This window comes from Micromonospora sp. NPDC047134 (assembly GCF_040643455.1).
Classification (GTDB): domain Bacteria; phylum Actinomycetota; class Actinomycetes; order Mycobacteriales; family Micromonosporaceae; genus Micromonospora.
Genome location: NZ_JBEYUI010000015.1, coordinates 115,338 through 126,108, shown reverse-complemented (window position 1 = coordinate 126,108; position 10,771 = coordinate 115,338). Strand labels below are relative to the sequence as shown.

12 protein-coding genes and 1 tRNA gene are annotated in these 10,771 nt (G+C 69.1%); 6 read left to right on the top strand and 7 right to left on the bottom strand.

Annotation, left to right across the window (positions count from 1 at the left end):
* Positions 1-42 precede the first annotated feature (42 nt).
* The 3 genes from ABZ795_RS19250 to ABZ795_RS19240 are packed head-to-tail and all read right to left on the bottom strand — an operon-like array spanning position 43 to position 2,744.
* Entirely contained in the window at positions 43-1,464 is a 1,422-nt protein-coding gene (locus ABZ795_RS19250; RefSeq protein WP_327023461.1) for a protein phosphatase 2C domain-containing protein, read from the bottom strand.
* On the bottom strand, positions 1,461-1,949 hold the full coding sequence (locus ABZ795_RS19245; RefSeq protein WP_327023462.1) for an FHA domain-containing protein: 489 nt from the start codon (positions 1,947-1,949) through the stop codon (positions 1,461-1,463). Before ABZ795_RS19245 ends, ABZ795_RS19250 begins: the two co-directional genes overlap by 4 nt.
* Positions 1,950-1,955: 6 nt before the next feature.
* Entirely contained in the window at positions 1,956-2,744 is a 789-nt protein-coding gene (locus ABZ795_RS19240) for a DUF3662 and FHA domain-containing protein (protein WP_327023463.1), read from the bottom strand.
* 227 nt (positions 2,745-2,971) lie between these two features.
* On the opposite strand from ABZ795_RS19240, the gene ABZ795_RS19235 reads away from it, so the two are divergent.
* The 3 genes from ABZ795_RS19235 (at position 2,972) to ABZ795_RS19225 (ending at position 5,050) form a co-directional block, all read left to right on the top strand.
* Positions 2,972-3,057, top strand: a tRNA-Leu gene (locus tag ABZ795_RS19235).
* Positions 3,058-3,122: 65 nt separating this feature from the next.
* Positions 3,123-4,256 (top strand): NAD-dependent epimerase/dehydratase family protein, encoded by a 1,134-nt coding sequence (locus ABZ795_RS19230; protein WP_327023464.1) that lies wholly within the window; start codon positions 3,123-3,125, stop codon positions 4,254-4,256.
* Complete coding sequence (locus ABZ795_RS19225) at positions 4,253-5,050, top strand: WecB/TagA/CpsF family glycosyltransferase (RefSeq protein WP_327023465.1); 798 nt, start codon at positions 4,253-4,255, stop codon at positions 5,048-5,050. Before ABZ795_RS19230 ends, ABZ795_RS19225 begins: the two co-directional genes overlap by 4 nt.
* Before the next feature lie 69 nt (positions 5,051-5,119).
* Here the strand turns inward: ABZ795_RS19225 and ABZ795_RS19220 are convergent, their stop codons facing one another.
* Positions 5,120-6,994, bottom strand: coding sequence for a S8 family serine peptidase (locus ABZ795_RS19220; protein ID WP_357531320.1), 1,875 nt, complete (start codon positions 6,992-6,994; stop codon positions 5,120-5,122).
* A gap of 221 nt (positions 6,995-7,215) precedes the next feature.
* Between ABZ795_RS19220 and ABZ795_RS19215 the strand changes: the two genes are divergently transcribed.
* Positions 7,216-7,818: a hypothetical protein gene (locus tag ABZ795_RS19215; protein WP_327023467.1), complete on the top strand. Its 603-nt coding sequence runs from the start codon at positions 7,216-7,218 to the stop codon at positions 7,816-7,818.
* Here ABZ795_RS19215 and ABZ795_RS19210 read toward each other — a convergent pair.
* The 3 genes from ABZ795_RS19210 to ABZ795_RS19200 form a co-directional block, all read right to left on the bottom strand.
* Complete coding sequence (locus ABZ795_RS19210) at positions 7,786-8,190, bottom strand: hypothetical protein (RefSeq protein WP_327023468.1); 405 nt, start codon at positions 8,188-8,190, stop codon at positions 7,786-7,788. The genes ABZ795_RS19215 and ABZ795_RS19210 overlap by 33 nt on opposite strands.
* Before the next feature lie 171 nt (positions 8,191-8,361).
* Entirely contained in the window at positions 8,362-8,583 is a 222-nt protein-coding gene (locus ABZ795_RS19205) for a DUF397 domain-containing protein (RefSeq protein WP_327027334.1), read from the bottom strand.
* Positions 8,559-9,434: a helix-turn-helix transcriptional regulator gene (locus tag ABZ795_RS19200; RefSeq protein ID WP_327023469.1), complete on the bottom strand. Its 876-nt coding sequence runs from the start codon at positions 9,432-9,434 to the stop codon at positions 8,559-8,561. The genes ABZ795_RS19205 and ABZ795_RS19200 overlap by 25 nt, the downstream gene beginning before the upstream one ends.
* Positions 9,435-9,921: 487 nt before the next feature.
* Between ABZ795_RS19200 and ABZ795_RS19195 the strand changes: the two genes are divergently transcribed.
* Together ABZ795_RS19195 and ABZ795_RS19190 are read left to right on the top strand one after the other, a co-directional pair.
* Positions 9,922-10,209 (top strand): hypothetical protein, encoded by a 288-nt coding sequence (locus tag ABZ795_RS19195; RefSeq protein WP_327023470.1) that lies wholly within the window; start codon positions 9,922-9,924, stop codon positions 10,207-10,209.
* A 126-nt stretch (positions 10,210-10,335) separates the two neighbouring features.
* The gene (locus ABZ795_RS19190) at positions 10,336-10,764 is read left to right on the top strand and encodes a hypothetical protein (RefSeq protein WP_327023471.1); all 429 of its coding nucleotides are present in this window, start codon (positions 10,336-10,338) and stop codon (positions 10,762-10,764) included.
* The last annotated feature ends 7 nt before the right edge of the window (positions 10,765-10,771 follow it).

Genomic DNA, 10,771 nt, shown 5'->3' with positions numbered 1-10,771 from the left:
GGCCGCTGCGGTCACGATCGTCCTCGGGTCGGAAGCCGACGCCTACTCGGGCGACCGGCAGGCCGCCGGGTCGACCGTGGGCGTGAAGGCATCGGCGGGTGGGGCGTCCGGTGTGCTCACCGGCGGGGCCAGGGAACTGCTGTCGGGTGCCGGCGAACCGCTGGCGGCCCGGCTCGGCGGAGCGCTCGGCTCCGGAGAGAAGAAGTCCGCCGTGGGGTCGGTGCTCGGGGACGAGGTGGGCGGGCAGAGCGGCTTCAGGTTGACATTCGTCGGGCTGTCCATGGTCAGCTCCGCCAGCCGGCGCTCCGCGTCCGGCTCGCTCCTGGCCGGAATGCCCTGCTTGACCTGCTCCTGAGCGGCGAGGGTGAGGTCGTCCAGCCGAGCGGTGCTGGTGGAATGCACCGAGGAGAGATCCATCCCGGCGATCTCACCCTGGATGCCCCGGAACACGGCCACCTGACCGTCCTCGGTCGCCCCGACGTAGTACTGCCGCTGGGTGTATTCGTACCCGGCGAAGACCCCACCCCCGATGATCACCAGGAGGGCGGCCGTCATCGCCACGGCACGCAGCGGACGGCGGCGGGCCTCCGGCTCGTCGTCGTCTCCGGCCGGCTCCTCCGGCGCGGGCGGCCGGGGAGCGGACAGTGCCGAAGCGCGGGCCGCCGGGGTGGAGACGTCCGCCGAGGTCGCCATGCCCCGGTCCCGGGCGGCCGCACCACCCACGATCGGGGCGGCCTCGACGATGTCGCGGTCGGTGGCGTCGGCGATGATCACGGTGATGTTGTCCGGACCGCCGCCACGCAGGGCCAGTTGGACGAGTCGCTCGACGCACTGCTGCGGGTCGGCGTACTCGCGCATGGTCTCGGCGATGGTCTCCGCACTGACCACCCCGGACAGTCCGTCCGAGCAAATCAGGTAGCGGTCCCCCGGCAACACCTGGCGGACGGAGTACTCCGGGTCGATGTCCCGACCGTCGAGGGCCCTGGTCAGCAGCGACCGCTGGGGGTGACTGCTGGCCTCCTCCGGGCTGATCCGACCCTCGTCGACGAGCATCTGGACGTAGGTGTCGTCCTTGGTGATCTGGTTGAAGTCACCGTCACGCAGCAGATAGGCGCGCGAGTCACCGATGTGGACCATCCCCAGCTTGCTGCCGGAGAAGAGGGTCGCGGTGAGTGTGGTGCCCATCCCCTCCAACTGCGGGTTGGCGTCCACTGTCTCGCGGAGCTGTTGGTTGGCGGTGCCCACGGCGGAGCGCAGCGCGTCGACCAGGGCATCCCCAGGGACGTCCTCGTCGAGCGGCGCCATGGCACCGATGACGATGTTGCTGGCGACGTCACCGGCGGCCATACCGCCCATGCCGTCGGCGACGGCGAGTAGCCGCGGTCCGGCGTAGACGGAATCCTGGTTGCCGTCTCGGATCAGACCGCGGTCGCTGTGGGCCGCATAGCGCAGGGTCAGAGTCATGGCCGTAATTCGAGAGAGGTGCGGCCGATCCGGATCGGCACGCCGAGGGGTACGGGGGTCGGTCCGGTGACCTTAGCGCGATCGAGGTACGTCCCGTTAGTCGAACCGAGGTCTTCGACGAACCACTGCCCTTCACGGGGCAAGAGCCGGGCGTGTCGCGCCGAGGCGTAGTCGTCGGTGATGACGAGGGTGGAATCCTCGGCCCGACCGATGGTTATCTGAGCCTCACCCAACGTGATCCTGGTGCCGGCCAGTTGACCGGCGGTCACGACCAGTTGATGCGCCGCCCGTCCCCGCTTCACCTTCGCCGGCTTCGCCGTCGCCTGGCCGGTCGACGCACCTACCGCGCGGGGCGCGGCCACCAGCCGACCGGAGCGGGCCCCGGCGAAGAGGTCCCGCCGGATGACGCCGACCACCGTGAACACGAAAATCCACAGCAGGACGAGAAATCCGAACCGGGCGACGGTGATGACGAGTTCCGGCAAGGCGGATCAGCCGTCCACGCGGAAGGTGAGGGTGGTGGTGCCGAGCTGGATCATGTCGCCGGGGTTCAGCGCCACTGCGGAGACCCGCTGACCGTTGACCATGGTGCCGTTGGTGGAGCCGAGGTCGGTCAGCACAACCTGCCCACCGTCGAAGTCCAGCCGGGCGTGTCGGCGGGAGATGCCGACGTCCGGCAGGCGCAGATTGGCCTGGTCGCCACGACCGATCACGGTCGACCCCATCTGGAGGGGGTAGGTGCGGCCGTCGCCGGAGACCAGTCGCACGTTCCGACCGCCGCTGTGCGCCGGCGGCGCACCGTAGCCGCCGCCCTGGTCGTAGGCGGGGTATCCGGGGGGACCGGCGTCGTAGCCCGGGGCGGCGACCGGGGCGACCTCGCCACCGGTGTAGACCTCGGCGGTGACCCGGAACATGCCGGTGTCCAGCCCTTCCCCGCGCTCGATCTCGACGATCACGTCGCCGTAGACCGTCCACGCCTGCTCGCCGATGAACTCCGCCTGCGACTGGGCCAGTTCCTGGGCCAGCGCGGCGGCGTACGGCGCCAGCCGACTGTGGTCGTACGGCGAGAGATCGATCACGTAGCGGTTGGGCACCAACGTGCGCCCGCCAGCCAGGATGGCCTTGTGCGCCTCGGCCTCCCGCTGCATGGCGTTGAGGATCTCCACGGGGTGCACGACCCCTTTGAAGACCTTGGCGAAAGCTCCTTCGACCAGGCCTTCCAGACGCTTCTCGAAGCGTTGCAGCACGCTCACCGGCTCCTCCTCGGGTCCCGAGGACATGATGGTATCCGTCCAGAGCGCACGCAGCTCACACGCCGCTCGGCCGGCAGGCCAGGCCTCGTTCGGACGGCTCAGGATTGTCGTGCTACTCTTTCGTCCGCCACGAACGGTAACCGCTGGAAGCAGCGAACGCCATTCGCGGCGAAGACCGGAGCCACGTAGCATTGCCGAGGCCCCGCTGGAGACAGCGGAGTCGGGGTTTACTACGCTGACCGAGGTCATGCCACGGGGAAGTGGCGGAATGGCAGACGCGCACGGTTCAGGTCCGTGTGTCCGAAAGGACGTGGGGGTTCAACTCCCCCCTTCCCCACCAGTCGACGAGGGCCTCGCGAATTCGCGGGGCCCTCGCTGCTTATCGGGCATACCGAATGTCACGCTATGCTTCGCTGGTTTCTGCCTCCAACGGACCAGGAGTGGCTCGTGAGTGTCGCATTCGTGACCGGCTCGGGCGGGTTGATCGGCTCTGAGGCGGTCCGGCACTTCGCCGGCCTGGGTCTCGACGTGGTCGGCATCGACAACGACATGCGGCAGGAGTTCTTCGGCGAGGAGGCCTCCACCGCGTGGAACGTACGCCGGCTCACCGACGAGCTGGGTGAGGCGTACTCGCACCACAGCATCGACATCCGGGACCGCAGCGCCCTGGGTGCGCTGTTCCAGCGGTACGGCCGGGACATCGCGGTGGTGATCCACACCGCCGCCCAGCCCTCGCACGACTGGGCGGTACGCGACCCGTTCACCGACTTCGACGTCAACGCCGCGGGCACCCTCAATGTGCTCCAGAACGTCCGCGAACACTGCATCGAGGCGCCGTTCATCCACTGCTCGACCAACAAGGTCTACGGCGACCGGCCGAACAGCCTGCCCCTGGTCGAGTTGGCCACCCGCTGGGAGATCGAGCCGGGGCACCCGTACGAGCGGGGCATCCGGGAGGACATGTCGATCGACGCCTGCCTGCACTCCATCTTCGGGGCCTCCAAGGTCGCGGCGGACGTGATGGTGCAGGAGTACGGCCGGTACTTCGGGATGAAGACGGCCTGCTTCCGAGGTGGCACCCTGACCGGGCCGGCCCACTCCGCCACGGAGTTGCACGGCTTCCTCGGGTACGTGATGCGGGCCAACATGGAGCGCCGCACCTACAAGATCTTCGGTTACCAGGGCAAGCAGGTCCGGGACGCCATCCACAGCTCGGACGTGGTCTCCGCCTTCGAGGCCTTCTTCCGCAACCCCCGCTCGGCGGCGGTCTACAACCTCGGTGGCGGCCGACACTCCAACATCTCCAACCGGGAGGCGTTCGCCCTGGCCGAGCAGATCACCGGCCAGGAGATGATCACCGAGTACGTCGAGGCCAACCGGATCGGCGACCACAAGTGGTGGATCGGCTCCAACGAGGCCTTCCAGGCCGACTACCCGGACTGGAAGCAGGTCTACGACGTACCCATGATCATGCGAGAGATCTACGAGGCCAACGTGGGCAAGTGGGTCCCGACCAGCAACGGCGAGGTCCGGTCGTGAGCAAGCGCAACGTGCTCGGCGTCCTGGTCGACGCCACCGACTACGCGACCGCGACCGAGCAGGTCGTGGCCGCCGCCCAGGAGCGCCGCCCGCTGGCGCTGACCGCGCTCGCCGTGCACGGGGTGATGACCGGGGTGCTGGACCCGGCGCACAACGCCCGGTTGAACTCCTTCGATCTGGTGACTCCGGACGGCCAGCCGGTGCGCTGGGCGCTGAATCTGCTGCACGGGGCGGGCCTGACCGATCGGGTCTACGGGCCCCAACTGACCCTGCATGTACTGTCCCGCTGCGCCGACGAGGGCCTGCCGGTCTACCTGTACGGCTCGACCGAGGAGACCCTGGCCCGGCTGATTCCCGAACTGGAGCGGATGTTCCCGGCCCTCAAGATCGCCGGGGTGGAGCCCTCCAAGTTCCGTGCCGTGCAGCCGGGGGAGGACGTGGAGATCGCCGACCGGATCAAGGCCAGCGGGGCCCGGCTGGTCCTGGTCGGCCTGGGCTGCCCCCGCCAGGAGGTCTTCACGTACGCGATGCGCCCGCTGCTGGACATGCCGTTGATGGCCGTCGGCGCGGCCTTCGACTACCACGCCGGGCTGCTGCGCCAGCCCCCGCCGTGGATGCAGCGGGCCGGGCTGGAGTGGTTCTGGCGGCTCGGCCTGGAGCCGAAGCGGCTGTGGCGGCGGTACGTGATCCTCAACCCGGCCTACCTGAGCCGGTTGTTCGCGCAGAAGGTCGGCCTGTGGAAGGCCCGGCCGCCCGCGCCGGCGACCGAACGACCGACCGGTTTCGCGGTCTGACCGCACTCCCGCAAGTGTCGACGATCGGGCCCCCGACCAAGTGGTCGAGGGCCCGATGTCGTACGAGGGTCAGAGGTTCAGGGTCCAGGTGTTGAGGTAGCCGGTGTCAGCGCGGTAGACGTCGCGCACCTGAAGGCGCCAGGTGCCGTTCGCCGCCTCGCTGGACAGGTTCACCGTGTAGGTGGTGTTCACGTTGTCCGTGCTGTCGGAACCGCTGCTGTTCTTCAGCCGGTAGGACGAACCGTCCGGGGCGAGCAGGTCGATGACCAGGTCACCACGGTAGGTGTGCACGATGTTCACCGCGACGGTGGAGCTGGACGAGGCGTTGCGGTTGCAGCCGGCGATGGTGATCGAGCTGGTGACCGCCGACCCGGCGTCCGGGATCGACACGTCCGTGCCGTTGGTGCCGGAGCAGCTGCCGCTACCGCTGCCGGTCACCGTCAGGGTGTAGGTGGCGGTCTTGGTGCCGGAGGCCGCGCTACCGGTGATGGTCACCGGGTAGGTGCCGGCCGGGGTGCTGGCCGAGGTGCTGATGGTCAGGGTCGAGGACCCGCCCGAGGTGACCGTGGCCGGGCTGAACGAGGCGGTCGCCCCGGACGGCAGGCCGCTGGCCGAGAGGCTTACCGACTGGGCCGAGCCGTTGGTGGTGGCGGTGGACACCGAGGCGGTCGCCGAACCGCCCGGCGCGACCGAACCCGAGGTCGGCGAGACCGAGACCGAGAAGTCGTTGGTCGGCGGCGGGGTGCTGCCGTTGACCACGTAGAGCAGCTGGTTGGGGGTACCGGTGCCCACGTTGCTGATCACGTTCGGGGTGGAGTTGTTGACCAGGTAGTCCCGCACCTGCTGGTTGCTCCAGGACGGGTTGGCCGAGAGCACCAGGGCGGCGGCACCGGCGACATGCGGCGAGGCCATCGAGGTACCGCTGATGGTGTTCGTCGAGGTGTCGTTGGTGATCCACGGGGCCGTGATGCTCACGCCGGGCGCCAGGATGTCGACGCAGGTGCCGAAGTTGGAGAAACTGGCGGCAGCGTCGTTGTTCTGGGTGGCGCCGACCGTGATCGCCGGTGCGGTTCGGGCCGGGGAGTAGTTGCAGGCGTTCTGCCGGACCCCGAGGCTGTTGCCGTTACCGGCGGCCACCACGAAGGTGACACCGGAGTTGATCGAGTTGATCACCGCGTTGTCGAGGGTGGTGTTCGCCCCGCCACCGAGGCTCATGTTGGCCACGGCGGGCTTGACCGCGTTCGCGGTGACCCAGTCGACCCCGGCGATGACCCCGGCGTTGGTGCCGCTGCCGGAGCAGTTGAGCACCTTGACGGCCACCAGTCGGGTCGCCTTGGCGACGCCGTACGCGGTGCCGCCGACCGTACCGGCGACGTGGGTGCCGTGGCCGTTGCAGTCGGTGTTGTTGGAGTCGACCGCGTTGGTGCCCCAGGTCGCCCGGCCGCCGAAGTCCGAGTGGGAGGTCCGGATGCCGGTGTCGATGATGTACGAGGTCACGTTCGAGGCCGTGTTGGGGTACGTGTAGGAGCTGTTCAGCGGCAGGTTGCGCTGGTCGATGCGGTCCAGGCCCCAGGACGGGGGGTTGGTCTGGGTGGCCGCCAGTTGCACGGTGTGGTTCTGCTCGACGTACGCCACCGCCGGATCCGCGGCGATCCGGGCCGCCGCCTTGGCGCTGATCCGCAGCTCGGCGCCCCGGATGGCGGTGCTGTAGGTGCGGGCCGTGGCTCCACCGTGGCGGCGCAGCAGGCGTTCCACCGAGGAACCGACCGCGGTACGGCTCACCTCGCTGTCCTTGAACACGACGATGTAGCTGTCCTTGACGGCGGTGGCGCCGCCGGCGCTTCGGATGGTGCCGACCGGTTCGGCGGCCATGGCCGGCGTCGCTGCCGCCACCATGGCCAGCGCAGCCAACCCGACGAAAACGGACCTTTGTGGAAGAGCCATCTTCCTACTACCTCCCTCTCATCGACAGCCTTCGCCACCTGCTCGGGACAGCTAGATCGAAGGATGCCGATCAAGAAGAGGGTAGTTCGAGGTGTTCAACCAGATAAACATGTCGGATCACCCATAACACGAAGCGATGGTCCCCCTACGGGTACGGGTACGGGAGGGACCGGGGACCAACCCGGATTCGCCGACACGAAAAACGGGCAAGGCTGACCGGTATGCAGAACCACTTGGTCCTCCTGCTCCCGGTCGCAGTCGTCTGGTGGGCCGCCGGCTACCTCGCGGAGGGGCTGCCCCGGATGCGGCACGCACGCGGGCTGCGCCGACACACCGGCTGGCTGCTCGGATTGACCCTGGTCGGGCTCGGTCTGACGGTGGCTCTGCCGATCGCCGGCCTGACCACCGCCGGTGCCACCCTGGCCGACCGGGCCGCCGGTGGCCTGGCCCTGGCCGCCCTGCCCGCGTTGACGGTGGCGATCTGCACCGTACGCCGGGTGCGTCGGCTCCGGGCCGGAGCGGGGGCACTGGCCGCCACCGCCACGACCCCGGCCCCGCACGGGCTGCGGGCCGCCGCCGCCCATCCGATGATCGGGCTGCCGTTGCAGGTGACCGGACTGGCCCTGCTGCCCGCCCTGATCGCGGCCAGCGGCGTCGGTCAGTTCTTCGGCCCCGGTGCCACCGGACCGGCGGTCACCATCGGAGTGTTGGGCGTGGTGGCCATCGGGGTCCGCCACGCGCTGCGGCACAACCGGCTGGCCGAGCGGGCCATGCCGCAGCGGGCCGTCAGCTCACCGAGCCCGGCCCGTGCCCTGCACGTATAGCAGTTCCAGGATCGCCCGGGTCGCCTCGAACCAGCGGTCGAGCCAGCCCGGCGGCGGCACACTGCCCCTGGGGGGCAACTCCAGCAGCAGTCCGCGCAGCAGCGGATGATCCGCCAGGGAGCCCTCGTCCATGGTCGACCAGCCGGCCGCCGGGAAGGACGGCTCGGTGAGCGGATTGGGGTCCAGCGACGGCAGGGTGAGCGGCGAAGCCGCCGGCTCGCCCGTCGGGCTGGCCTCCCGCCCAGGGTGTTCGGGGTCCGTAGAGACCACCTCGGTCAACACGGTGTCCCGCCGAGCCCCGCGATATTTCCCACCGAACCGCTCCGGCTTGCCCGGCCCGTTGGTGAGGTTGTCCGACCCGATACTCGTCATCGTCTCGCCTGCCTCGTTCGGATACCCGCCCTGCTCGGGGGGATGTCGACCAGCGCGTACCGAGAGGTACAACGAGACGGACACGAAGTGGCGACGGCAGCCGTGCCGACCGTCGGCACGAACTGGTCCCCGACCGGACGAGCCGATCGGGGACCAGTCACTACTACGGGATCAGTCCCGTCCGAAGACGCCGTCCCGTGTGCCGGCGACGAAGGCGCGCCAGTCACCCGGGGCGAAGACCAGGGCCGGTCCGGCCTTGTCCTTCGAATCCCGGACGCCGACCGCCCCGGTCACATACGCCACCTCAACGCAGTTGTCACAGTTCGGCCCGCTCTTCGAGCTCTTGAACCAGTGCGCCTGCGTCAGGTTCACGGGGAATCCTTGCGTCGCCATTTCCACAGCGGCTCCTCTGCCAGTTTTGCGATGTACCCGACGGACTCCTCCGGACGCATGGCCGCTGCTCGAATGTGATCGAAGATGAAGTTGTACTTCTGTAGTTCGTCGCTCTTCTCCAGGAAGAGCCCACCCGTGGCGTTCTCCGCGTACACGACATCCGGATCACCGGGTTCAGGGAAGCCCAGAATCGTGAAGGTGCCGTCCATGCCGGCGTGAGCTCCCACCTCGAAGGGCAGGACCTGCAACGTCACGTTCGGCAGCTTGGCCACCTCCACCAACTGCTGGAGCTGAGCGCGCATCACCGCGTCCCCGCCCACCGGACGGCTCATCACCGCCTCATCGAGCACCACCCACAGATCGACCGGATCGTCCTGCGTCAACAACGACTGACGACCGAGTCGGACACGCACTCGTTGCCGCACCTGTTCCTCGGTGAAGTCAGGGCGGGCCGCACGGATCATCGCGCTGGCGTAGTCCTCGGTCTCCAGTAGGCCCGGAACGACCTGCTGCTCGTACGCACGGATCGAGCTGGCCGCGGCCTCCAGGCCCACGTACGCCCCGACCAGAACCGTGCTGTACGGATGCCACCATCCCTTCTGCCGCGCCTCCCGCGCGATCTGCACCAACTCGTCGCTCTCGGCGCCGACCACCCCGTAGATGCGGAGCATGTCCCGAACGTCCCGGGGGGTCGCGGTCGTGTGGCCGGTCTCGATCCGGGAGATCTTCGACGCCGAGCACTCCAGTTGCTCGGCGACCGCCTCGATCGTGATTCCGGCCGTCTCCCGCTGGCGACGAAGTTCCGCGCCGAGTCGGCGTCGCCGGATGGTCGGACTACGCCGCTCACTCACGGTGTCACCTTCCGCCTCGACGCGCCGCTGCGTGCCGCCGCCTGGGGCGCGATCCATGGGGCGGCGGACGTTCGCGGCAAAGGGGGATGAAGCCGGTCCTCGACCGGCCGCGACGGGCGAAACCGGTCCCAGTGTGCCGTTTGGGTGGTGGAACGTTCAAGCGTCGTTTCGCGCGAGCCGCTCACGTATCGGCAAAAGTCGACATGCAACTTGCATGAAGCACGACGCTGATGCACTCTGTCCGTATGACCCAGGCTACGCACCGTTTCGATCCAGTCTCCCCCTGTGATCACTGCGGTGCAATCGGAGGCGGTAGCGTCAGCCGCTTTCCGTGACAGCCGAGACATGACGGGCCGGTGGCCACCAGCACCGCTCGACCCGTCATCGTCCCGCACCGGTGTAGAGACACGACCTCCCCGCCGGAAGTCCGCACTGCCCCCACACAGCCTTGCCGGCCTTCCCCGCCGGCCGACCTTCAGGAGCCCATGTGCTTCCCCGCTCCGGTGACGTACTGCACGTGAACAGCGCGGCCAGTGTCCAGTTCGCCAAGCCCATTCACTTCCGGGTGATCCGGGTGCTGGACCGGCCCACCTACGACGGCTGGCTCTGGCTGGAAGGCTACGAGTTGAACGCGGTGGGAGACGCGGTCAACCGCCGGTCCATCTTCGTCAAGCGGGATGGGCTGCGACTGCTTCAGGCCGCGCCGCAGCCGCAGCCGCACACCGTCCGCTCGCTCCGCCGGCCCGTGAGCCGGACCCCGATCCGTACGGCCTGAGCAGCCGAGCCACGACGGGCTGAGCCTTCGGAACAGCCGCCGAGGGGCACACCGGCACCATAGAATCGGTGTGCCCACCCCGGCACCTCTCCACCGCGCCTCCAGGACCCTGAACCTGGGATGGCCATGGTCAATCTGTCCGCGCGGCGGCCCCATCGGTCCCGTATCGCCTACGCCTTCGGAATCCTGGCACTGCTGGGTGCCGCCGCCACCCTGGCGGTGCTGATCCGGGATCCCGCCCTGTCGTCGACCCGGCTGGCCGAACCGGTGCCCGCCCCCGAGATCACGGTGGTGGAAGCCACCCCGACGGAGGACTTCCCACCCACCTGGGAGGAGTTCACCGACGAGGACTTCGCCGTGCCGCCCGAGGGCTCGGCCAACCTGCCCGGCGGCCCCGAATCCTCCGCCCCCCACCGAGCGGGCAGGACCGGTCACACCGTCGGCGAGCACAGCGCGGACGAACTCAGTCGGTCGCTGTTCTGGTCGGGGGTGTTCGGGCTGGCCATCTCCCTGGCCGGGCTGGGGCTGGTGGGTACCAGACGCCGCCAGTGGTGAGCCCTCC